Below are 23,028 nucleotides of genomic sequence, written 5' to 3' on the forward strand. Positions count from 1 at the left end.
CATGTCGCCCGCCGTTCGGCCGCGCACCTATCCGCTCGCCGCGCACCTACCCGCCGCGACCGGCTGCGTCGTGTGATCCGCTGCCTAGTATCGGAACGTCCAGGGGCGTACGGCCCGATCGCCGACGGCGAGCGGCCGTGCAGTGGACGCAGTTTGCACAGGGGGGCGCGGGGGGCGCCATCAGCCATTGGCGCCGCGCCTGAATTCTTTTCGTTGGGTTGCCAACGATCTTCATCTTCGGGGAGAGAGCATGCACCGTACGATCCGCAAGAGCGCCTTGGCGCTTGCCGCCGGCAATGGCCATGCGCAGTCCACTACCGGCAGCATCGTCGGCAGCGTGCCGCCCGGCGCCGGCGAGAGCAGCGTGCTGATCACCAACACCAGCGGCTTCAGCCGCGAGGTCAAGGTGGACGAACGCGGCCGCTACGCGCAGGGCAATCTGCCGCTGGGCACCTACACGGTCACGCTCAAGCGCGACGGCCAGGTGGTGGAGACGCGCGAGAACATCAGCCTGGTGGTCGGCGCCGGCACCGAAGTGGGCTTCGGCGGCCCGGCGCAGACGCTGGATGCGGTCAACGTGGTGGCCGGCAACGTGGCCCGGATCGACGTGGCCAGCGTCGACAGCCGCACCGTGATCACCGCCGAGCAACTGGCGGTGCTGCCGCTGGGCCGTAGCGCCGAGGCCATCGCCTTGCTGGCGCCGGGCGTGGTCGCCAACAGCGGCGGCTACGACAACGGCCCGCTCGGCGGTTCGCTGGCCAGCTTCGGCGGCTCGGCGGCGAGCGAGAACGCCTATTACCTCAACGGCTTCAACACCACCGATCCGGCCAGCAGCCTGGGCGGGCTGACCCTGCCGTACGGCGCGATCGACCAGCAGGAAATCTTCACCGGCGGCTATGGCGCGCAATACGGCCGTTCCAACGGCGGCGTGATCAGCCAGGTCGGCAAGCGCGGCAGCAACGACTGGCACTTCGGCGCGGCGGTGATCTGGCAGCCGGACAGCCTCAGCGCCCGGCAGAGCGATCTGTATTTCCGCAAGGACAGCGTGTACTGGGATCCGAGTCCGAGCAACAAGAATTACACCGCCGGCAACTATCAGCCGTTGAGTGAGACCCGTGCCGACCAGACCACCTACAGCGCCTATCTCGGCGGTCCGCTGGTGCAGGACCGGTTGTTCTTCTTCCTGGCGCTGGAGCAGGTCGATTCCAGCGGCACCCGCGTCGCCGACGCGCGGGTCACCTCCGGCGGCATCTCCGGCGCGCCGTGGACCCGCTACGACTACAAGCAGACCCGCGCCTACGCCAAGATCGACTGGCAGATCAGCGACAACCACCTGCTCGAATTCACCGGCGCACAGGACAAGGCGCGCACCAACGGCAACATCTATGGCTACGACTACGTCAATCGCGAGGTCGGCCGCTCTGTGGGCCGCGAAGCCAAGAACGCGTTCGGCCCGACCCTGTTGCTGGGCAAGTACACCGGCTATTTCGGCGACAACCTCACCTTGACCGCGCTGTACGGCAAGGAGCGCCTGCCCAACAAGCTCACCCCGATCGGCTATGACGCCGGCAACGGCCCGTACCTCGATGGCGTCGCCAATCAGAATCCGGCCTACACCGGCGGCACGCCGATCACCAATATGCAGAGAGTGGTCTCGATCACCGATCCGGACCGCGAGTACAAGAAGGACAACCTGCGCCTGAATCTCAACTGGCGGCTCGGCGCGCACAGCATCGACGTCGGCATCGACAACCAGAAGAGCGAGGCGATCAACATCGGCTCGTACAAGTCCGGCCCCGGCTATGCCTGGACCTACGGCTACACCCCGGACCCGTACGGCCTCAACAGCGGCGGCCAGGTCAGCGGCTCGGTGGCCGAGGACGGCAGCGTCGGCGTGCCCAGCCCGGGCCTGGCCGATCCCACCTACGGCAGCGGCGGCTACTACGTCACCCAGGACATCGACACCAACCTGTATTCCTACGACGCCAAGCAGACCGCGTATTACGTCGAAGACCATTGGCAGGCCACCGACAGAGTGATGCTCTCGCTCGGCGTGCGCAACGACAGCTTCACCAACTACACCCCGTTCGGCCAGGCCTACATCGAACTGAAGAACCAGTGGGCGCCGCGGTTGGGCTTCAGCTGGGACGTCAACGGCGATTCCAGCCTGAAGGTGTACGGCAACATCGGCCGCTACTACCTCGGCCTGCCGCTGTCGCCGGCGGGCCTGTTCACCCCGGCGGTGTCCACCAGCACCTACTACACCTACAGCGGCATCAACGCCGACGGCACGCCGATCCTGGCCACCCAGCTGGCGCCGCCGGTGTCGGCCAACTCGCGCTTCGACCGGCTCGCCGACGTGCGCACCGCGGTGGTCGAGGACATCAAGGGCGAGAACCAGGACGAGGTCATCCTCGGCTTCACCACGGTGTTGCCGAACGACTGGGTGTTCGGGGTGCGCGGCACCCACCGCCGGCTCAACGACGGCATCGACGACACCAACCTCGACAACTCCAATGCCGGTCTGGTGGCCGCGGCGGCGGCGGGCGTGGACATCGACTGGACCAAGAACGCCAGCGCGGCGCTGGTCAATCCGGGCAAGACCAATACCGGGTGATCGGGACCGACGGCCAGGTGCACGCATTGACCGTGACCCGCGAGCAGGGCGGCTACCCCGCATTCAAGCGCCGCTATTCGGCGTTGGAATTCAATCTGGAGCGCCCGTTCGACGGCCGCTGGTACAGCAAGATGAGCTATGTGTGGTCGCACAGCTACGGCACCACCGAAGGCCAGCTGCGTTCGGACCTGTGGCGCACCGGCGGCGCGCTGGGCAGCTACCAGGGCCAGGCGGCGACCTCGACCACGCAGAGCTGGGACCACGCGGCGCTGATGGAGAACTTCAACGGCAATCAGTCCAAGGACCGCCGTCATCAGCTCAAGGCGTACGGCTTCTACCAGTTGACCGAGGAATGGGGCGCGTCCGCGAACCTGAGCCTGATCTCCGGCGCGCCACGGCCTTGCCTGGGCAACTACTACGGCAGCAACTACGACGCCGGCGACCGCGACCCGGCCGGCTATGCCAATGCCAGTATCACCGGCGGCCCGTACCACTTCTGCTACAACCCGGCCACCGGCAGCGGCGAAGCGTCGCCGCCGGGATCGCACGGCAATCTGAGCTGGGTGGCGCAGCTCGACCTGGGCCTGACCTACAAGCCGACGTTCGCCGAAGGCAAACTGGCGCTGAGCCTGGACGTGTTCAACGTCACCAACCGGCAGACGGTGACCAACGTCTATCCGTTCTCCGAATTGAACCCGGGTCAAGTCAATCCGCTATGGAATCAGGCGGTGGCGTACCAGGCGCCACGCTCGGCACGCGTGACGCTGAGCTACGACTTCTGAGCGGGCACCTTCCAAGCCCCTCTGGGGCTGGCTGCTCCCTTCTCCTCTCGGGAGAAGGGAGCAGCGGCGGATGAGGGTCCGGGCGCAGCCTCGCGCAGCCAAATCAGCGAGCCGCTTCGCGCCGGACCCTCACCCCAACGCCTCTCCCGCCGGCCTGATTAGCGCTGTGTCTCAGCTGGTGATGCTGCCTTGGTTTAGAAATGCAGGTTCTTCAGTGAGATACGGCGATGACGCTCAATCGGATCCAGTTCCAAAAGGGGCTTTCGATTCCGGCTTTTCTGAGCCGCTACGGCTCCGAGGCGCAATGTGTCGAGGCCTTGGTTCAGGCCAGGTGGCCCAATGGCTTCGTGTGTCCGCAGTGCGGACACACGCATGCCAGTGGCTTTGAGCGGGGACGCCAGCACCTGTGGCAGTGCGCGCGCTGTCGGGTACAGACCAGCTTGACCGCCGGCACGCCCATGGCAGACACCAAGCTTCCCTTGCGGGTGTGGTGGCTGGCCATCTATCTGGTGAGCCAAGCCAAGAACGGAATTGCTGCGCTGGAACTGGCTCGGCAACTGGGCGTGTGCTATCGCACTGCATGGCGGATCAAGCACAAAGTGATGTCGGCGATGGCCGATCGTGAGCAGTCACGCCGGCTCGACGGAGAGGTCCAGATCGATGATGCCTATCTGGGCGGCGAACGCGCCGGTGGTCCAGGCCAACCGCAGTGGCGCAATAAAGTGCCGTTTATTGCAGCGGTTTCCCTGCATCAAGGGCGCCCGCGCTATCTCCGCCTGGATGTGGTCTCCAGCTTCCGAAGAAGCGTCGTGCACACGTGGGCTCAGCAGGCACTGGCACCGGGCACCCATGTCGTCAGTGATGGGCTGACAGCGTTCACCGGTGTGGGCTGGGCAGGCCTGACCCACGATGCCATCGTGACCGGAAGCGGCCGCAAAGGCGTCCAGCAGCCTCGTCTGCGTTGGGTCAATACGATCCTGGGCAATCTCAAAACGGCGCTTAGCGGCACCCACCATGCGGTGGACTTCCCCAAATACGGCGCGCGCTACCTGCATGCGCATGCCTACCGCTTCAATCGCCGCTTCAACCTGGCCGCCATGGTGCCGCGCCTGGCCAGTGCCCTGGCCGGCGCGGGAAGGCTCACAGAGCAGCAACTGCGTACGACAGCTGAGACACAGCGCTAATCAGGTCCCGACGGGAGAGGGAAGGAGGGTCCGGCGCGAAGCGTCTCGCGGAGTTGGGTGCCGAGCCTGCTTCTTGCAGTGATTGGTCGGCTTCGTGGAGTGACGGGGGAGAAGCCAGTGCGCTGTGCTAAGTTCCTGCAGCCATTCGCCAAGGGGACAACCGCATGCTCGTGCCGTATCGCTGGATCGGAGTCCTGGCCATCGCCAGCCTGTTGCCGTTCGCTGCCGCGGCCGCCGACGGCGGTTACCGCCAGCCGCCCGAGCCGCTGCTGGGGGTGATGCGCGCGCCGTCGAATCCGTCGCCGCGCCTGGATCCCACCGGCAAGACCCTGCTGCTGGTGCAGCGCACCCAGTATCCGCCGATCACGCGCGTCGCCGAGCCGTACCTGAAGCTGGCCGGCGTGCGCGTGGAGCCGCGCAGCCACAGCCGTCACGACATGTCCAACGGCTACGGCATCCGCGCCTGCCTGGAGGGCTTCAGCCTGGTCGATGTGGCCAGCGGCAAGCAGACCGCGGTGACCCTGCCGGCCGGCGCCTGTCCGGCGCTGCCGGTGTGGTCGCCGGACGGGCGCCGTTTCGCCTTCAACAACACCGCCGCCGACCGCGTCGAGTTGTGGCTGGGCGATGCCGCCACCGGCAACGTGCGCCGCATCGACGGCGTGCAGCTCAACCCGGTGCTGGGCGGCGAGATCCAGTGGCTGGGCGGCAGCGACACGTTGCTGCTGAAGACGGTGCCGCAGGACCTGGGCGCGGCGCCGCGCAAGGCGGCGGTGCCGCCGGGTCCGGAGGTCAAGGAAACCATCCAGGGCAAGGGCGAGAGCAGCACCTACGAGGCGCGCGACACGTTGTCCAGTCCCGAGGATGAGGCACTGTTCGCGTATTACGCGACGTCCCAGTTGCTCACCGTCGATGCGGCCAGCGGCAAGCAGACCAAGGTCGGCGCACCGGCGGTCTATAGCGCGGTGGATGGCGCGCCCGACGGCCACCACGTGCGCGTGGAGCGGCTGCAGCGGCCGTATTCCTACGTCACCACCTACGCGCGTTTCGCCCACGACGTGGCGGTGCTGGACCTGGCAGATGGCAGCGAGCGCGTGCTTGCCAAGCTGCCGGTCGCCGAACGGGTGCCGGTGCAGGGCGTGCCGACCGGCCCGCGTGCGTACGCCTGGCGGGCCAACCAGCCGGCCACGCTGGTCTGGGCCGAGGCGCTGGACGGAGGCGACTGGAAGGCCACCGTGCCCGCGCGCGACAAGCTGCTGACCCTGGCGGCGCCGTTCACCGCCAAGCCGCGCGAGCTGGCGCGGGTGACCCAGCGCTACGCCGGCCTGTCCTGGTTCGCCCAGGGCGGGCAGGCGCTGCTGGACGAATACGACGAGAACCGCCACTGGCGGCGCACCACGCTGCTCGACGCCGACCGCCCCGGCACGCCCGGCCGCGTGCTGTTCGATCTGTCCACCGACGACCTGTACGCCGATCCCGGCACCCCGGAACTGCGCGTGCTGGCCAACGGCGAAGCGGTGCTGCACGAGGACCGCGGCGCGCTGTTCCTGAGCGGGCAGGGCGCCACGCCGGCCGGCGATCGCGCGTTCCTGGACCGCTACGAATTGGCCAGCGGCAAGACCGAGCGCCTGTTCCGCAGCGACGCCAGCGTCGACGAGGTGTTCGCCGGGTTCGCCGGCGACGACACCACCCGGCTGCTGACCTGGCGCCAGTCGCCGACCGATCCGCCGAACGTGTACCTGCGCGCGCTGGGCCAGGCGCAGCCCGGTGCGGCGGCGGGCGACGCGGTCTACGCATCGAGCATCGCGCCGGTCACCCGCTTTCCCGATCCGACGCCGCTGGTACGGCAGATCAAGAAGCGGCTGGTGACCTACAAGCGCAAGGACGGCGTGGAGCTGTCGTTCACCCTGTACACGCCGCCGGGCTACAAGGAAGGCACGCGGGTACCGGCGATCCTGTACGCCTATCCGCTGGACTACGCCGACCCGTCCAAGGCCGGCCAGGTCAGCGGCGCCAACGAGCGCGACTTCACCAGCCTGCGTTCCTACCAGCTGCTGTTGCTGGCCGGCTACGCGATCATCGACGACACCGCGTTCCCGATCGTCGGCGATCCCAAGACCGCCTACGACACCTATCTGCAGCAACTGGTGGACAACGCCACCGCCGCGGTGGACAAGGCGGTGGAACTGGGCGTGGTCGATCGGCAGCGGATCGGCGTCACCGGCCACAGCCACGGCGCGCTGATGGCGGCCAACCTGTTGGCGCATACCGACCTGTTCCGCGCCGGCGTGGCGACCAGCGGCAGCTACAACAAGACCCTGACCCCGTTCGGCTTCCAGAGCGAGCGGCGCTCGTTCTGGGCCGCGCCGCAGGTCTATGCGCAGGCCTCGGCGTTCTTCCATGCCGACAAGATCGACGAACCGCTGTTGATCGTGCACGGCATGGACGATGCCAATCCCGGCACCGAAACCACCCAGGCGCCGCGGCTGTTCCAGGCGATCCGCGGCAATGGCGGTACCGCGCGGCTGGTGCTGCTGCCGTTCGAGCCACACTGGTACACGGCGCGCGAGTCCAACGAGGACGTGGTGGCCGAGATGCTGGAGTGGTTCGACCGCTACGTGAAGCATGCGCCGCCGCGTGCGGCGAAGGCGGCAGCGCAAAAACAGTAAGCAGTCCACCGGCGGCGGCACAGGCAGATGCCGCCGCGGCGTCGCCTGCGCCCTTCGACCAAGGTCGGAACGACGCCCGCGCCGCGCAGCGACTATGCTCGGGCGGGTGCATCGCCTTGGGAGGGGCCGCATGGACTACGCGACGCTGTACCGGCGCTCGATCGAGCAGCCTGAGCAGTTCTGGGCGGAGCAGGCCAAGGCCATCCACTGGCAGCGGCCGCCGCAGACGATCCTGGACTACGACGACCCGCCGTTCCGGCGCTGGTTCGGTGGCGGGCTGACCAACCTGTGCTACAACGCGGTCGATCGGCACCTGCCCGAGCGCGCCACGCAGCTGGCGCTGGTGGCGGTGTCCAGCGAGACCGGGCAGACCCGCGAGTTCACCTATGCGCAGCTGCACGCCGAGGTCGTCGCCTTCGCCGCGGTGCTGCTGCGCCTGGACGTGCAGCGCGGCGACCGCGTGGTCATCTACATGCCGAACATGGCCGAGGCGGTGTTCGCGATGCTGGCCTGCGCGCGCATCGGCGCGGTGCACTCGGTGGTGTTCGGCGGCTTCGCCGCGCACAACCTGGCGCTGCGCATCGACGATGCGGCGCCGAAGCTGCTGATCGCCGCCGATGCCGGCAGCCGCGGCGGCAAGATCATCCCGTACAAGCCGCTGCTCGATGCCGCCTGCGCGGAAGCCGGCGCGCCGCCGCCGAAGGTGCTGATCGTCTTGCGCGGGCTGGATCCGGCGCAGCCGCGCAGCGACGGGCGCGACGTGGACTACGCCGAGTTGCGCGCGCAGGTCGGCGACGCGCAGGTGCCGGTGGTGTGGCTGGAATCCAACGAACCCAGCTATCTGCTGTACACCTCCGGCACCACCGGCAAGCCCAAGGGTGTGCAGCGCGACATCGGCGGCTACGCGGTGGCGCTGGCGCTGTCGATGCGCACGGTGTTCGATTGCGCGCCCGGGCAGGCGATGTTCTCCACGTCCGATGTCGGCTGGGCGGTCGGCCATTCGTACAACGTGTACGGTCCGCTGATCGCCGGTTGCACCTCGCTGCTGTACGAGGGCTTGCCGGTCGATCCGGATCCGGGCGTGTGGTGGGCGCTGTGCGAGAAGTACCGGGTGCGCACCATGTTCTCTTCGCCGACCGCGATCCGCGTGCTGAAGAAACACCCGCTGCGCCACATCCGCGACCACGACCTGCGCGCGTTGCAGTACCTGTTCCTGGCCGGCGAGCCGCTGGACGCGCCGACCGCGCGCTGGATCGGCGAGGCGCTGGGTAAGCCGGTCATCGACAACTACTGGCAGACCGAGACCGGCTGGCCGGCGCTGACCTTGCTGCCGGGACTGGACATGCTGCCGATCAAGCCGGGTTCGCCTGGCTTTCCGAATCTCGGCTACAAAATGAAGATCGTCGATGCGCAAGGCAGCGAGGTGCCGGCCGGGCGCAAGGGCGTGCTGGTGATCGAGCCGCCGCTGCCGCCGGGTTGCATGACCACGGTGTGGAACGACGACGCGCGTTTCCTGCGCAGCTATTTCAGCCATTTCGATGAGCTGCTGTACAGCTCGCTGGATTGGGCGATTCGCGACGACGATGGCTATACCTTCATCCTCGGCCGCACCGACGACGTGATCAACGTCGCCGGCCATCGCCTGGGCACGCGCGAGATCGAGGAAGCCATCGCCGGCCATGCGGACGTGGCCGAGGTGGCGGTGATCGGCATGCACGACGAACTGAAGGGACAGGTGCCGGTGGTGTTCGCGACGCTGAAACAGCTGGCATCGCCCGATGCCGCGAACGCCATCGCCGAACAGTTGCGGCAATGCGTGGTGGAGCGGCTCGGTGCGGTGGCGCGGCCGGCGCAGGTGTATCTGGTGCAGGCATTGCCGAAGACGCGCTCGGGCAAACTGCTGCGGCGTTCGCTGCAGGCGCTGGCCGAGCAGCGCGATCCCGGCGACCTGTCGACGCTGGACGATCCGGGCGCGCTCGACGAGATCCGTCGGGTGCTGGGACGTTGAAGCGCCATTGCGCGCCTGCCGCGCGCCGCAATCGCGCCGCAAGCTGGTAGATGCCGTCCACGCTTGGCGCAGCCGCGCGCTGCGCCGGTCTCGCGCGAAGCGGCGCAGCGCTATTGGCTGCTCTACGACGCGATGAGCGAAGCGGTGCGCAAACATCTGGGGCTGAGGGGCTATTTCATGCAGTTGCGGATCGAGCGCTGCCGCGCTCGGCAAGGCCAAGTCGCCAGCGCTGGCCGCGCGCTGGCGGCAGGATACGCTTGGCCATGATCCGCAGCGGTCGAAGATCAAGCGCCAATGTCGCACGCACAGATGTCGGCGTGCGATGGCGCAGAAGCGGTGTTCGCCGTTGTAGGAGCGGCTTCAGCCGCGACAGGCGCTATCGGGTGAATCCTGTCGCGGCTGAAGCCGCTCCTACATGTTCGTTTGCGTGCAAACCGATCAGTAACGCCGCTCTGATTGCGCCGATTCAATCCAGGCCTTCGGCCTGCAGCGCCGCCTGCACCTGCGGATCGGCGGCCATACGCTCGAAGAAACGCTGCAGGTTGGCGCCTGTTTCGAGCTTCAGTGCCCGCGCCCAGCGCAGGGTGACGAACAGATACGCATCGGCGATTGAACGCTGCGCGCCGGCGAGCCATGGCTGCGTCGCCAGTTGCGCGTCCACGCGCGCGTACAGCGTGCGCAGGCGTTCGCGCGCATGTTCCTGGGTGCGCGCGATCGTGGCCGCGTCCTCAAGGTAGCGCGTGCTGCCGAACAAGGGATGGAAGGCGGGATGCAGGTCGGCGTTGAGGAAGGCCAGCCAACGCTGCACTTCGGCGCGACTGCGCGCGCCGCCATCGCCGGCCAGCTGCGCCGCGGGTGCGAGATCGGCGATGTAGTTGAGGATCGCCGAGTTCTGGGTCAGCACCCAATCGTCCACCTGCAGCGCGGGCACCGCGCCGGCAGGATTGATCGCCAGATAGGCCGCTGCCTTCATCGCGGCGGCGTCGAGCAGTTCCAGTTCGAACGGCAGTTGCGCCCAGCGCAGCGCGATGTGGTCGGCCAGCGAACAGGCGCCAGGCTTGGCATACAGTTTCATTGCAGGACTCCGCACGGACAAAGGTCCGGCAAGCGTACCCGGCCCTGGGTGCAGATGGCGATAGCGCGGCGTCTTCGCTCAGGACGCGTTGCGCGGCCGCAGCTTCTGCACGCGGTAGAACGTGTGGTCGCCGATCGTCGCCACCTGGTAGGCGTTGCGCCAGCTCGGATTGGCGATCGCGTGCGCGGCGAAGTGGCTGGCGCCGGGCACGATCTCCTTGCGTTGGCCCTGCGGCAGCGCCCAGTTGCGTTCGGCAGCGAAGGCGACGTTGACCGCATCGGCCCAGGCGTCGTCGTTCTTCAGTTCGGTACCGGGTTTCACCAGCCCCGGCGCGAACTGCTTGCGCGCGGTGACCACCTGGCACATCGAGTTGCCCCACAGGCCGCTGTCCAGGCGCCGCAGCGCCACTTCGGCGACCGCTTGCTGGCCGCGCAGCGTCTGGTCGCGCGCTTCCAGGTAGACGGTGGTGCTCAAACACAGCGAATCGGCGGCGGGTTGCGGCAACAGCTGCGACAGCCAGAGTATCCAGGCCAGTTTCATATAACTCCTTGCTCCGTATGGGCCGTCATCGGCGCTGCAGCGGGTGGCGCGGCAAGGCGATGCGGCTTGGCGTCATGGGGAGGCGGCCTGTCACGGGCCGCCCGGGTGCCGGCGTAATGTGGAGGCCGGCGGATCCGCCAGGAGGGGCGGACCGGAAGTGGCGCGCACAATAGGCGCCGCTTCCACAATCGCAACTGAACCCCGATTGTTGACAGGGTTCACTCTCCGTGTAGCGCGCGCGGCGCGTGGCGTCGCGCGTGCGGAGGGATCGCAGCGTGGTGTATCGGCTGCGACGACGCTCAGGGAAACTGACCGCGCTGCATCAGCATCGCGTAGACCTTCACCACCGGATCGCGATGCTCGGCCAATTGCGCGAGCCGTTGCGCGCGGTCGGGCCAGCGCTGCATCTGCCCGGCGACCACATGCAGATCGCCGAACCAGGTGTCGTGGTCCTGCGCGTAGTAGGGGCCGGACAGCAACGACGCCATCAGCGCGACGCCGCGATCGCGCGACGTGCCGCTCGGCGCATATTCCAGATAGCGCAGCAGTTCGCGCAGCCGCGCACGCTGTACGCGGCCGCTGCCATCGCCTGCCGCGGTTTGCTGCAGCACGCCATGGTCGAGCTGATCGAGGAATTCGGCGGAGGCTTTTTCCAGCGCCGGGTCGGCGGCGGAGGCGTCGGGCAGCAGCAGTTGCGTGCGCACGTTGTAGCCGGCCTGGCGGATCAACGAAACCGCCTCGTCGTCGATCGATTCCTGCACCACCGGCGGTGCCGGCGGGATGCGTTCGTTCGGCAGTTCGGCGACGAAGCGCTGTTCGAGCAGCCAGTGGTTGCCGAGCAGGCTCGCCGGGCAACGCGCCTGCGCCAGATGCGCCGCGACATAAGCGCGGTACGCCGCATGCAGCCGCTCGCGCAGTGCCGCGTCCTGCAGCCATTGCAGCAGCAGCGGCATGTCCGCGGCGACGCTCAGCTCGGTGGCGGTGAAGCCCGGATCGTTGCCGCGGATGCGCGCGAACATGCGCACCAGGCTGTCGGCGACCTGGGCCTGGCCGTTGCGCTCCAGCGCCGTGCTGGCGAGAACCATCTTCAGTGCCGGCGCCACGTCGGTTTCCTGTTGCGCCTTGTCCACGCGCTCGGCGAGCGCTGCCGCCTGCGGCGCGGCCTGGGCGGGCTGCAGTGCGGTCGCCAGCGCGTAGGTGGGGCTGGGGTCGTCGATCAGCGCGGCATCGCAGCCGGCGGCCTGCGGCGTCGGCAGCGCCGCGAACAGCGCGGTCGCCTGTGCGGGAGACGTCGCCAGGATGCGCGCAGCGCGCGTTTGCAGCGATAGCCGGTCCAGGCCGGCGGTGCGGGTGTCGCGCAATTCGTCGCCGTGCTCTTCGCTGGCATAGCCGGCGCTGGCCAGGCCGGGCATGCGCCGCATCGCGTGTTCTGCCAGGACCGAGGCCTGTTGCGCCAGGCGCAGCGCGGCGTCGCGGCGATCGCCGCCGGCGGTCGACGGCAGATCGTTGGCGTCGGCGATGCGCAGCAGCGCGTCGGCTTGGAAATCGGCCGGTAGCGCCTGCGCCGCGGCGATGACCTCGCGCGCCGATGGGCCGGGCACGGTGTCGGTGGAAGACGGTGATGCGGACGGCATGTCGGTCGCGGAGACAGCGCGATGCGCGGATGCCGGCGCGGTGGTTGGCGCCGTGGCGGCGCGGGCGCCTTCCGCGGTCGCTGCGCGTTGCAACAGGAGCCAGCTCACGCCGGCGACGAGGAGCAGGACAAGCAGGTGACGGGGACGTGGACGGTGAACGGGACGCATAGCGGATGCTTCCTGGGTGGAGAGTGCAGCGGGAAGCCGGGGAGCGAACTCCCCGGCCGGATCATGCCGCGATCACTCGTAGCGCGAGGTATTCCGGAAAATGTGCGAACGGGTAATGCTGAGCGGGTCGTCGCTGATGATGCTGGTGAAGCCGGCCAACGCCTGCACGCCGAAGTCGGAGCGGTCGTCGGCGACTTCGTTGCCGAAGTGCTTGGTGCGCGTCAGGTAGTCGCTCAGCGCCGCGCAGCAGGTCCCGTCGCTGCGCACGAAGTGATGGCCGTCGTGGCTACCGAGGCGGTATTCCGGCACCGGCGAGAACGCACCGAGCGCGCGGTGATTGGCCTGCTCGCCGGCCAGCAGTTCGCCGGTCGGATCGCTGCGGCGTGGTTGTTTGTTGCCGATTTCCAGCCAGGCGAAGCCTTTCTCGCCGCGGGCCTGTTCGATCCACGCATTGACGCGGCAGAACGGCGTGTTGGTGCTGGTCTTTCCGCATCGGCCGGTATAGCCGCCGTCGGCGAGCCTGTCCATGTCGCCAGCGTAGACGGTCGGTGCGAACGCGACGCCCTTGGTGTAACGGGTGATGTCGTTAGGCGTGCGCGGTAGCAGCGAGGCACTGAACTTCAGTACCACCTGGTTCTGCATGCCCAAGTAGAGGGCCAGGTCGGCTGCACGCGACACCGCGTCCAGGGTCTTCAGGTCCAGCACCACGACCATGTGATTGGCGTAGTGGTGCACGGCATCCAACGCGTTGGCCAGCGGCAGCGGGCGGTAGTTGGTCTTGGCGAAGTCCTTGTCGCGCAGGAACGAATTGACCAGCTCGTGGCTGGTCATGGTGCGGATGTCCGGATTCCAGCCGTTGCCCGGCTGGAAGATGTTGAAGGCAGGCGAATGCGCGATCACGCGGCCGGCGTTCTGGTCGTGGAACAACCACGGCTGCCCGTCGGAGGACTGCTTGACGTCCAGTTCGATCGCTTCGATGTTGTTGTTATAGGTGTTGAGGATGGAGCAGGTGGAATTTTCCGGGCAGCCGTTGCCGACCAGGCCGCGATGCGCGATCACCGCGACGCTGGCGCGGCTGCCCTGGTAGGGGCTTTTCATGGTGTTGAGGATGTGCGCTGGATTCCAGTTCTCGGCCGCCGAGGCGAGGCCGGACAGCACGGTCAGCGAGGCGCAGGCCAGTACGAGCGATAAGGTCTTGAAGCGTTTCTTGGACGATTTCATATGTTTTCCCCCTTGGGATTGGATGGATGTCAGTGAAGCAGGCGCAACGACGCCAATGGCGGCCGACCGTGTTGGCTCGACCGTCGCGGCGAATCGCTCGGAACGACGGCTGCGCCATCCATTGGCGCGATCCGGCTGATGCCGACCGTCTGTGACTGGTGTGCTCGCGAAGCGTGGCGAGGATTAACGGCGCCGGCGGCTACCGATGTATGTCCGATGTGCGTAAGTAGCGTTGCAACATCAATGGTTCGTCGGTTTGGATCATGCTCACCCCCTGCGTGCGCAGCGCGCCCCAGACGCTGGCCGGATCGTGCAGCGCGCGCTGGTCGGTGTAGTTCGCCGATAGCCGCATCGGCCGGCCGCTGGCGATGTCGTTGGTCATCGTGTTGACGAACAGGCGCGCATGCGGCGCCAGTTCGCGTTGGGCGATGCCCAGCACCGCCGGATCGTCGAACATCAACTGCACCACCGCCGGACGCAGCGCGGCGGCGCAGCGAAGCGCCTGTTGCGGCGAAAGCGCGCTGTCGCGTTGCAGGTACAGCACCTGCAGCGCGATGCCGGCCGCGTGCGCGCGCTGCAGCGCGGCCTGTGGCACGTCCAGCGGGACGTTCAACAGCACGTCGCGCTGCGCACCGGCCGCCTCGACCACATCCATGACCTGGTCCAGCGCGGCGGCCTTGACGTCCAGGTTCACCAGCACCCGGCCGCGCGCCGCAGCCAGCGCCTGCGCCAGCGTCGGAGGGTGGCGCTCGGTCAGGGTGCTTCTGCGGCCACCGCCGCCGCTGCGCACGCGCAACGCGGCGATCTGCGCCGCGTCCAGCTCGGCCACCGCGCCATGTCCGTTGGTGGTGCGATCCACGCGTTCGTCGTGCATCAGCACCAGCGTGCCGTCGCGGGTGGTGCGCACGTCGACCTCGACCGTGTCCACGCCGCGTGCGATGCACGCGGCGATACCGTCGAGGGTGTTCTCCGAGGCGAACTTCCAGCATGCGCGGTGCGACACCACCAGCGCATCGCCGTGCGGATCGCGCAGGCGTTCCGGCAAGTCCGTCGCCGTCGCCGTCATCAGCGGCAGCCAGATCGCCATGCCCATCAGCAGTTTGCGGTAGCACATGCTCACCACCGCCAGGTCAGCGATGCGTTGTAGTTGCGGCCGAAGATCGGCCGCGCATAGATCGCCTCGGCGGTGCCTTGCCCGGACAGCGTGTCCACCCGCGCGTTGCCTTCGGTCAGGCCGGCGCTGTTGTCGACGTTGGCCGCATGCAGCTGCAGTTCCAGGTTGTCGTTGAGGCGGGCGAACAGGCCCAGGTCGTAGGTGGTGTAGGCCGGCAGCGCGGTGGCGTTGGTGTAGTCGACGTAGCGCTGGCCCATGCGGTAGGCAGTGGCGGACAGTTCGAGCGGACGCCCGGCGATGTCGAAGTACAGGGTCGGGCTGAGCGAGGCCATGAACTTGGGGATGCGCGAGATCTGCTTGCCGTCCAGGTCGCCGTAGCTGGCGCCGGTGGTGGCGTTGCTCAGGCTGCGGGTTTGCGGATCCTGCAGCGTGACCGAGCCGGTCATGCCGAAGTGCGCCGATGGACGCCAGGTGAACTCCGACTCCAGGCCGAACGTCTGGGTCTGGCCGACCAGGGCCAGGGTCTGCACCGCCCCGGCGTCGTCGAGCACGATCGCGCTGATCGACAGATCGTTGAAGCGGCTCCAGAAACCGACGGTGGAGAACGAGAAGGCATCGCCGAAGGCGCCGCGCAGCCCGGCTTCGGCCTGGTCGATGTCGGTGACCGCCGCGTTCTGCGTCTGGTAGACGTTCTGCAGCCGCGGCAGGCGCTGCGACGTGGTGTAGCGGGCGAAGGTCTGCAACTGCGGGGTCAGCGCGAACTCGGCGCCGAGCGTCCATTGCGTGGCATGGCGGCGATCCTCGCGCGCGCTGAACGCGCCGCTGAGGCCGCCCGCACTGTCGTCGGCCAGGGTGCCGGCATCGCCCAGGTTGCGCGTGGTGTTGGCGTACACGCCGCCGTCGGCGCTATAGCGGGTGTAGCGCACGCCGGCATCCACGCCGAAGCGGCCGAAGCGCACCGAATCCCACAGGTACGGCGACAGGTAGTTGCCGTTGGCGAAGCCGCGGGTGACGTCGTTGCCGTAGCGCACGAAGCCGTTCTGGGTGACCGAACCAACCACGTTGCCGGCCGTGTCGTAGGCCAGCACGTCCAGGCGCTGCGCATTGTTCTGCAGCGTGGTCAGTACGGTGTTCTGCAGGCGGTCCTGTGCGTATTCGAAGTGCTGCACGTTCACGCCGGCGGTGAGCGTGTGCTGGCCGAGCGCCGATGCGCCGAATGCCTTGCTCAGGCGTAGGTCGTCGGACAGCGTGCGCAGGTGGGTACGTGCGTTCCACAGGCCGCTTTCCAGCACCAGGCCGTCGGCGCCGGCCGGATCGTAGACGGCGCCGTCGTTGCTGGTGACGTAGCCGACGCGGGCCACGCGGTTGCCGAAGCCGGTGCGCGCGCGGCCGCGCTGGGTGGACAGGTAGGCGGCGGCGTCGGACGGCGCGGCGCCGGAGAACAGCGCGGAGTAGTCCACCTCCGCATCGACGAAGCGCATGCGGTTGTTCAGGGTCAGGCCGTCGTCCAGGTTCCACTCCACGTGGGTGCCGAGTTGTTTGACCTTGTTGTGGATGCCGTCGGCCAGATCCAGGTTGCGGGACAGCAGGCGGTTGCCGTCGAAGGTCGGCACCGTGGTCCGGCGCAGGTCGTTGGACAGCAGGGTGCCGTCCAGCGGGTCGAGCAGCGCCGACAGCGACTGCGACGGGTTGCGCGGATCGTCCAGTGGGATCGGGTTGTAGAACGCGGTGCGGTCGTCGAGGTACTTGGCGTCCACGTCGAGGATCGCATCGCCCATCAGGAAGGTCAGGTTGCCGCGCAACTGGCCGCCCTTGTCGGCGGTGTAGCCGGTCTCGCGCAGGCCGTCGTCGCTGCGGTGGTAGCCGCCGATGCTGTACAGCACGTTCTCGCTCAGCGGGCCGGAACTGTAGGCGTCCTCGCGGCGCAGGCCGTCGCTGCCGACGGTCATGCGCACCGCGCCCTCGGGCGTGGCGGTGCCGTGGCGGGTGATGGCGTTGACCGTGCCGCCCGGCGCGTTGGTCGCGAACAGCGGCGAAGTGCCGCCGCGCACCACTTCCAGGCGCTCGGTCATCATGTCCAGCGAGAACAGCGTATCGACGTTGAAGAAGCTTTCCTGCGGCTCGTCGAACAGGGTCATGCCGTCTTCCTGGTACTGCACGTAGTACCAGCCGCCGGCAGGCAGGCCGCGCACGTACAGGTTCTGGCCGCCGCCCTGGCCGCCGGAGGGTTCTGCCGAGAAGCCGGGTACGGCGCGCAGCATGTCCACGCTGCTGCTCGGCGCCGCGCGATCCAGGCGTTGCTTCGACACCACGCTGATCGCGAACGGCGCGTCCTTCTGCGACTGGCCCTGCGGGGTGCCGGTGACGACGATCTGATCCAGGGTGGTGGTGGCGTCGGCAGCGGCGGGGGCCTGTGGCGGCTCCTGGGCGTTGGCTGCGCTGGCGGCAAGAACGGAAGACAGCGCCAGCGCGAGCAGGCTCTGGTGTGGATGGCTGGTACGCATGGAACTCCCCCATTTAAAGTATGTGGGGGTAATACTATTTATCATGTATGAAGCTTATGTGTCCACATGCTAGCGTTGCGCCACATCCACTCCTGGTCCGCGCCGTCCCATGCTCCATGCCGATTTCCCGCCGCGCGTCAGCGCCGGCGGCCGCCAGTTGCTCGACCGTGTGTTCAAGGCAGGAGTGCAGACCCAGGCGGTGCTGAGTCGCGAGCTGGGCCTGTCGCAGCCCACGGTCGCGCGCCTGCTGCAGGGCTTCGTGCAGGACAGGATGGTGCAGCTCAGCGCGCGTGCCGCCGGGGGGCGCGGCAACCCCAGCGTCGATGTGCGCCTGGCGCCGGACTACGCCTACGCGTTCGGCATCGGCCTGATGGGCGACGTGGTGGCGCTGGCCCTGGTCGATTTCGCCGGCGCGGTGCGCGGCCAGCGCCGCCTCGGCCTGACCGACATGCGCCGCGCGCCGGTGCTGGCGCAGCTGCTGCGGTTCCGCGGGGAACTGCTCGCCGAAACCGGCGTGGATCCGGCGCGGGTGGTCGGTGCGGGCATGGCGATCTCGGCCTTCTTCACCGGGCAGGGCCAGCAGATGGCCGGGCCGCCGGCGCTGGAGGACTGGACCCAGGTCGAGCTGGGGCCGATCCTGGAAGACGCGCTGGGCTGCCCGGTCACGGTGGAGAACGACGGCGCGGCGGCGGCGGTGGCCGAGAGCCTGTACGGGGTCGGCCGCGACTGCCGCGACTTCGCCTATCTGCACCTGACCAACGGCTTCGGCGGCGGCATCATCGCCGACGGCCGGCTGTTCCGCGGCCATCGCGGCAACGCCGGCGAATTCGGCGGCATCTGGACCGTCGCCGGCATGGCCTATCCGAACCTGGACGCCTTGTTGTCCCTGGCGCGCGCGGCCGGGCAGGACTACGCCGGCGTCGAGCAGATGCTGGGCGACATCGGCCCGCACAGCCCGGGGGTGGACGCCTGGCTGGCGCTGGCCGAAGCGCCGTTCTCGCAGCTGTGCGCCTACCTGGCCTACACCCTGGATCCGCAGGCGATCGTCATCGGCGGGCGCATGCCGGCACTGATCGCCGAGCGCCTGATCGAACGCATCCGTATTCCGCGCGCACCCAACCGGCATGGGCTGGCGCCGCCGCTGCCGGAACTGCGCATCGCCGGTACCGTCGGCGACGCGGTGACTCTGGGCGCGGCGCTCATTCCATTGCAGCGAGCCTTCTTCGCCTGAGCGGGCGGCGCGCGGACAGCAGCGCCAGCAGCAGGCACAGCGCGCCGCAGGCCAGCGGACCGGCGGCCATCGCCCAGCGCAGCAGCTGGCAATGGCCGTCGCGGTAGTCCACCGCGCCCAGCAACAGCCCGATCACGGCGATGCCGGCGGCCAGCGCCACCTGCGCGCTGGCGACCAAGGCGGCGAAGCACAGCGCGTGCTGGGCGACCGCGCGCCGGGCGGTCAACTGCGCGTGCCAGGCCCAGACCAACTGGCCGCCGCTGCCGCCGATCGCGCCGATGCAGGCGGCGGCGAGCAGGCTCAGCCGCGGCATCGCCGGCAGCGCCAGCGCGAACAGTGGCGCGCTCAGCAGCAGCGCAGCGCCGAGCCAGGCCAGCCGTCGCTGCGGCGGATGCTGCCGGCCCAACCGCGCCGCCAGCGGTTGCACCAGCACCGAGCCCAGCGCATAGGCGATCAGCACCGCGCTGCCCCAGCCTGGCGACAGCAGGCCGTAGGCGGCCACGTACGGCGCCAGTTTGGTGAAGGCGGGCAGGGTCAGCGATATCGCGGCGATCAGCAGCAGCGGCTGCCAGGGAATCGCGCGCCAGCACGGTGCCGGCTCGGTGCGCCGCGGCGCGTCGGGAGTGGTACGCGGACGCGGTGCCGCATCGCGCAGCAGCGCGCGGCGCAGCTGCCATGCGCACACCACAGCCAGTGCGGCCAACAGGGCGCTGGCCTGCAATGCGAAGGCCGCGCCGTCGGCGCCGCGCGCCAGCATCGCGCCAACCATCGCGCTGATCAGCAGCGCTGCGATGCCGCTGCCGGCCAGACGCAATGCGCTGGCGCCGTCGTAGCCGCGCCATGGCCAGTGCACCATGCTCAGCAAGGTGTTCTGCGCCACGTCGCAGACGGCATAGGCGATGCGGAACAGCAGGCTGAGCACCAGCACGTAGCCCAACCGCAGCGGCGCCGGCAGCAGCGGCGCGGCGAACACCAGCAGCAGCGCCAGCGCCGCCGCGCTCAGGCCGAGCCATTGCAGGCGTCCGATACGGGTCACCTCGCACAATCGCCGGCGCAGGCTGAAACCGGCGCCCAGACCGATCGCTGCGCTGACCAGCAGGCCCAGCGCCAGCACCAGCCCGGCGGCGGCCGCAGCCAGTCCGGCGTGTTCGGTCAACGAATAGATCAGCAGCAGTTCGCTGGCGTACCACAGCAGGCTCTTGCCGAAATGCGCGCAGGCATACGCCGCCAGCGCCGCGTGCTGCAATGCGGGCAGCGCGGGCAGCGCGGGCAGCGCGGGCAATGCGGGCAATGCGGGCGAGGCTGGCAGGGTCCGGTGCATCTGACGCCTTATAGCGGCGCGATGCGACAGCACCAAGTCCAGGTGTGCAGACCGGTGCCTGCTAGGATCGGCGGCAGCGGCCCGAGCCATCCGAGGAGGTGTCCATGTCTCTGCGCATCCCGTTGCTGTTCGCGCTGTGCCTGGCGGCTTGCGGCGCGACGCCTGTGCTGGCGGCGCCTGCGCAGCCATCGAACGCCGATGTCCATCAGCTATCCGCGGCGCACTTGCTGCAACTGCTCAAGGGCGATCCGGATGCCGTTGCCGGGCTGCAACCACAACGGGCCGAACGCCGTCGCCAGCAGGCCAGCGAAGCGGCGACGTTCTACATCGCCGGCGTCGCCGATGGCGCCGAAGGCGTGCAGTGGTGCGCCGGCGGCGGCGTGCTGCGGCACGAACTGGCCGATCGCGTGTACACCGCGCTCAGCGCGTTGCCGCCGGCCCCATTGCAGCAGCGTGCCTCGATCGCGGTGATCCAGGCGTTGCGCGCGTCCTTTCCCTGCTCCAGGTAGGCGCGCCTACAACTGCGCCGCCAGGCGGCTGCCCTGCGCGATGGCGCGCTTGGCATCCAGTTCCGCGGCGACATCGGCGCCGCCGATCAGGTGCGGCTTGCGACCGGCCGCCTGCAGCGCAGCGTGCAGGTCGCGGCGCGGTTCCTGGCCGGCGCAGACCACCACGGTGCCGACCGGCAGCAACTGCTCGGCGCCGTCCACCCGGATGCGCAGGCCGGCGTCGTCCATGCCCAGGTACTCGACCCCGCCGAGCATGGTCACGCCCTTGGCCTTCAGCGTGGCGCGGTGGATCCAGCCGGTGGTCTTGCCCAGGCGCGCGCCGGGACGACCGGCACTGCGCTGCAACAGCCACACCTTGCGCGCCGGCGCTTCCGGCTGCGGCTTGCGCAATGCGCCGCGCGCCTCGAACTGCGGATCCACGCCCCATTCGGCCATCCACCGCGCCGGGTCCAGCGCGGTCGAGACGCCGGCGTGCACCAGGAACTCGCCGACGTCGAAGCCGATGCCGCCGGCGCCGATGATCGCGACCTTGTCCGCCGCCTGCACCCGGCCCTGCAACACATCGAGATAGCTGACCACGTTGGGGTGATCGGCGCCGGGGAAATCCACCGCGCGCGGCACGATGCCGGTGGCCAGCACCACCTCGTCGAAACCGGCCAGCAGCGCCGCATCGGCGGTGGTGTGCAGGCGCAGGTCCACGCCGGTGGCCTCGAGCTGGTGGCGGAAATAGCGCAACGTCTCGTGGAATTCTTCCTTGCCGGGAATGCGCTTGGCCACGTTGAACTGGCCGCCGATCTCCGCGGCGCTGTCGAACAGGGTGACGCGGTGGCCGCGTTCGGCGGCGACCGTGGTGCAGGCCAGTCCGGCCGGGCCGGCGCCGACCACGGCGATGCGCTTGGGCGCGGTCGTGGGCAGGTAGTTCAGTTCGGTCTCGGCCGCGGCGCGCGGATTGACCAGGCAACTGGCGGTCTTGTTCTCGAACACATGGTCCAGGCACGCCTGGTTGCAGGCGATGCAGGTGTTGATCGCCTGCGCCTGGCCGCGCCGCGCCTTGTTCGGCCATTGCGGATCGGCCAGCAGCGGCCGCGCCAGCGACACCATGTCGGCGCCGCCGCCGGCGAGGATGCGCTCGGCCACGTCGGGCATGTTGATGCGGTTTGTGGCGATCAGCGGCACCCGCACGTGCGGCTTGAGCTTGGCGGTGACGCCGGCGAACGCGGCGCGCGGCACCGAGGTGGCGATGGTCGGCACGCGCGCCTCGTGCCAGCCGATGCCGGAGTTGATCAACGTCGCGCCAGCGGCTTCGATCGCCTGCGCCTGCGCCACGATCTCCTGCCAGTCGCTGCCGTCCTCGACCAGGTCCACCAGCGATAGCCGGTAGATGATGATGAAGTCCGGCCCGCAGGCCGCGCGGATCTGGCGCACGATCTCCACCGCGAAGCGCATGCGCCTGGTCGCGTCGCCGCCCCAGGCATCGTCGCGGCGATTGCTGCGCGGGGCCACGAACGCGTTGATCAGATAGCCTTCCGAACCCATCACTTCCACGCCGTCGTAGCCGGCCTCGCGCGCCAGCCGCGCGGCGCGCGCATAGGCGCCGATCTGGCGTTCGACCCCGCGTGCGGACAGCGCGCGCGGCGTGAACGGGTTGATCGGCGCCTTCAGTTTCGATGGCGCCACCGACAGCGGGTGGTAGGCGTAGCGCCCGGCATGCAGCAGCTGCAGGCAGATCTTGGCGCCGTGCGCATGCACCGCGGCGGTTACCTGCCGGTGCGGGCGCACTTCCCACGGCCACGACAGCTTGCCGCCGAACGGCTTCAGCCAGCCCACCACGTTCGGCGCGAAGCCGCCGGTGACGATCAATCCGGCGCCGCCGGCGGCGCGCTCGGCGAAATACGCGGCCAGCTTGGGGAAGTCGCGCGCGCGATCCTCCAGGCCGGTGTGCATCGAACCCATCAGCACCCGGTTGCGCAGCTGGGTGAAGCCCAGGTCGAGCGGGGCTAACAGGTGCGGGTAAGCGGCGGGGGACGGGTCGGGCTGGCCGGAGGCGGGCGACATGGCTTGGATACGCTGGCGTACGGAAGCGCGCAGGGTGACGCGAAATCCGGGCTACGGCAAGAGGGGCGTTGCCTTACCGTTGCCGTTGCTTTGGTTCTGGCGCTGGGCTTTTGGCTTTTGAAGCCTTGAAGCTTTGAAGCAAGAGCAAGAGCAAGAGCTTCCGCTGGCGCGGGTCACTTTTCTTTGCTTGTGCAAAGAAAAGTAACCAAAAGAAAGCACACCCCGCAGTGCGCCCTCCGCGCTACGCGCTCCGGGTCCGCAGCCCCGGCAGGCATTTTTCGATGGCACATCCCTGTGCCAGCGAAAAACGGCGCGCATCCTGCGCGCCGCCCTTCGGGTATTCGCCCGCCGGGTCTGCCGCGCTGAGGGGACCCGGTAGATCAAAAGCAAAGGCGACAG

14 protein-coding genes and 1 pseudogene are annotated in these 23,028 nt (G+C 68.8%); 7 read left to right on the forward strand and 8 right to left on the reverse strand.

What is annotated here, in order from left to right:
• Window positions 1-250: 250 nt before the first annotated feature.
• From KHF85_RS04520 to KHF85_RS20585, 5 genes and pseudogenes are all read left to right on the forward strand, one after another.
• Window positions 251-3,399 (forward strand): annotated as a pseudogene (locus tag KHF85_RS04520) (TonB-dependent receptor domain-containing protein).
• A gap of 227 nt (window positions 3,400-3,626) precedes the next feature.
• The gene (locus tag KHF85_RS04525) at window positions 3,627-4,583 is read left to right on the forward strand and encodes an IS1595 family transposase (protein ID WP_284566649.1); all 957 of its coding nucleotides are present in this window, start codon (window positions 3,627-3,629) and stop codon (window positions 4,581-4,583) included.
• Window positions 4,584-4,747: 164 nt separating this feature from the next.
• Window positions 4,748-7,249 (forward strand): S9 family peptidase, encoded by a 2,502-nt coding sequence (locus KHF85_RS04530; RefSeq protein WP_284568669.1) that lies wholly within the window; start codon window positions 4,748-4,750, stop codon window positions 7,247-7,249.
• A gap of 130 nt (window positions 7,250-7,379) precedes the next feature.
• Complete coding sequence (prpE, locus tag KHF85_RS04535) at window positions 7,380-9,257, forward strand: propionate--CoA ligase (protein WP_284568670.1); 1,878 nt, start codon at window positions 7,380-7,382, stop codon at window positions 9,255-9,257.
• Window positions 9,258-9,320: 63 nt separating this feature from the next.
• Window positions 9,321-9,524 carry a hypothetical protein gene (locus KHF85_RS20585; protein ID WP_284568671.1) on the forward strand — a complete coding sequence of 68 codons (204 nt, stop codon included), beginning with the start codon at window positions 9,321-9,323 and terminating at the stop codon, window positions 9,522-9,524.
• Between the two features lie 199 nt (window positions 9,525-9,723).
• Here the strand turns inward: KHF85_RS20585 and KHF85_RS04545 are convergent, their stop codons facing one another.
• The 6 genes from KHF85_RS04545 to KHF85_RS04570 form a co-directional block, all read right to left on the reverse strand.
• Window positions 9,724-10,332, reverse strand: coding sequence for a glutathione binding-like protein (locus tag KHF85_RS04545; RefSeq protein WP_284568672.1), 609 nt, complete (start codon window positions 10,330-10,332; stop codon window positions 9,724-9,726).
• 78 nt (window positions 10,333-10,410) lie between these two features.
• Window positions 10,411-10,872: a cell wall hydrolase gene (locus tag KHF85_RS04550; RefSeq protein WP_003470606.1), complete on the reverse strand. Its 462-nt coding sequence runs from the start codon at window positions 10,870-10,872 to the stop codon at window positions 10,411-10,413.
• Between the two features lie 299 nt (window positions 10,873-11,171).
• A complete protein-coding gene (locus KHF85_RS04555) occupies window positions 11,172-12,674 on the reverse strand; it encodes a hypothetical protein (protein ID WP_409976656.1) in 1,503 nt (500 codons plus the stop codon).
• A 72-nt stretch (window positions 12,675-12,746) separates the two neighbouring features.
• Window positions 12,747-13,895, reverse strand: coding sequence for a glycerophosphodiester phosphodiesterase family protein (locus tag KHF85_RS04560; protein WP_284568674.1), 1,149 nt, complete (start codon window positions 13,893-13,895; stop codon window positions 12,747-12,749).
• A 199-nt stretch (window positions 13,896-14,094) separates the two neighbouring features.
• Window positions 14,095-15,009 carry a glycerophosphodiester phosphodiesterase family protein gene (locus tag KHF85_RS04565; protein ID WP_284568675.1) on the reverse strand — a complete coding sequence of 305 codons (915 nt, stop codon included), beginning with the start codon at window positions 15,007-15,009 and terminating at the stop codon, window positions 14,095-14,097.
• A gap of 2 nt (window positions 15,010-15,011) precedes the next feature.
• Entirely contained in the window at window positions 15,012-17,513 is a 2,502-nt protein-coding gene (locus KHF85_RS04570) for a TonB-dependent receptor (protein WP_284568676.1), read from the reverse strand.
• A 109-nt stretch (window positions 17,514-17,622) separates the two neighbouring features.
• Between KHF85_RS04570 and KHF85_RS04575 the strand changes: the two genes are divergently transcribed.
• Window positions 17,623-18,744, forward strand: a complete 1,122-nt coding sequence (locus KHF85_RS04575) for an ROK family transcriptional regulator (protein ID WP_284568677.1) — start codon at window positions 17,623-17,625, stop codon at window positions 18,742-18,744.
• On the opposite strand, the gene KHF85_RS04580 is transcribed toward KHF85_RS04575, so the two are convergent.
• Window positions 18,713-20,065 carry an MFS transporter gene (locus tag KHF85_RS04580; protein WP_284568678.1) on the reverse strand — a complete coding sequence of 451 codons (1,353 nt, stop codon included), beginning with the start codon at window positions 20,063-20,065 and terminating at the stop codon, window positions 18,713-18,715. The two genes, KHF85_RS04575 and KHF85_RS04580, sit on opposite strands and share 32 nt — an antisense overlap.
• Window positions 20,066-20,169: 104 nt before the next feature.
• On the opposite strand from KHF85_RS04580, the gene KHF85_RS04585 reads away from it, so the two are divergent.
• Window positions 20,170-20,574 carry a Rap1a/Tai family immunity protein gene (locus KHF85_RS04585; protein ID WP_284568679.1) on the forward strand — a complete coding sequence of 135 codons (405 nt, stop codon included), beginning with the start codon at window positions 20,170-20,172 and terminating at the stop codon, window positions 20,572-20,574.
• Window positions 20,575-20,580: 6 nt separating this feature from the next.
• Here the strand turns inward: KHF85_RS04585 and KHF85_RS04590 are convergent, their stop codons facing one another.
• Window positions 20,581-22,629, reverse strand: coding sequence for an NADPH-dependent 2,4-dienoyl-CoA reductase (locus tag KHF85_RS04590; protein ID WP_284568680.1), 2,049 nt, complete (start codon window positions 22,627-22,629; stop codon window positions 20,581-20,583).
• Window positions 22,630-23,028: the final 399 nt, after the last annotated feature.

Origin of the sequence: Xanthomonas graminis pv. graminis, from assembly GCF_030168915.1 — a bacterium.
GTDB lineage: Bacteria > Pseudomonadota > Gammaproteobacteria > Xanthomonadales > Xanthomonadaceae > Xanthomonas_A > Xanthomonas_A translucens.

Coding starts and splice junctions, on each gene's coding strand:
- KHF85_RS04525 (WP_284566649.1), top strand. CDS start 3,627: ATGACGCTCAATCGGATCCAGTTCCAAAAGGGGCTTTCGATTCCGGCT.
- KHF85_RS04530 (WP_284568669.1), top strand. CDS start 4,748: ATGCTCGTGCCGTATCGCTGGATCGGAGTCCTGGCCATCGCCAGCCTG.
- prpE (WP_284568670.1), top strand. CDS start 7,380: ATGGACTACGCGACGCTGTACCGGCGCTCGATCGAGCAGCCTGAGCAG.
- KHF85_RS04545 (WP_284568672.1), bottom strand. CDS start 10,332: ATGAAACTGTATGCCAAGCCTGGCGCCTGTTCGCTGGCCGACCACATC.
- KHF85_RS04550 (WP_003470606.1), bottom strand. CDS start 10,872: ATGAAACTGGCCTGGATACTCTGGCTGTCGCAGCTGTTGCCGCAACCC.
- KHF85_RS04555 (WP_409976656.1), bottom strand. CDS start 12,674: ATGCGTCCCGTTCACCGTCCACGTCCCCGTCACCTGCTTGTCCTGCTC.
- KHF85_RS04560 (WP_284568674.1), bottom strand. CDS start 13,895: ATGAAATCGTCCAAGAAACGCTTCAAGACCTTATCGCTCGTACTGGCC.
- KHF85_RS04565 (WP_284568675.1), bottom strand. CDS start 15,009: ATGTGCTACCGCAAACTGCTGATGGGCATGGCGATCTGGCTGCCGCTG.
- KHF85_RS04570 (WP_284568676.1), bottom strand. CDS start 17,513: ATGCGTACCAGCCATCCACACCAGAGCCTGCTCGCGCTGGCGCTGTCT.
- KHF85_RS04575 (WP_284568677.1), top strand. CDS start 17,623: ATGCTCCATGCCGATTTCCCGCCGCGCGTCAGCGCCGGCGGCCGCCAG.
- KHF85_RS04580 (WP_284568678.1), bottom strand. CDS start 20,065: ATGCACCGGACCCTGCCAGCCTCGCCCGCATTGCCCGCATTGCCCGCG.
- KHF85_RS04585 (WP_284568679.1), top strand. CDS start 20,170: ATGTCTCTGCGCATCCCGTTGCTGTTCGCGCTGTGCCTGGCGGCTTGC.
- KHF85_RS04590 (WP_284568680.1), bottom strand. CDS start 22,629: ATGTCGCCCGCCTCCGGCCAGCCCGACCCGTCCCCCGCCGCTTACCCG.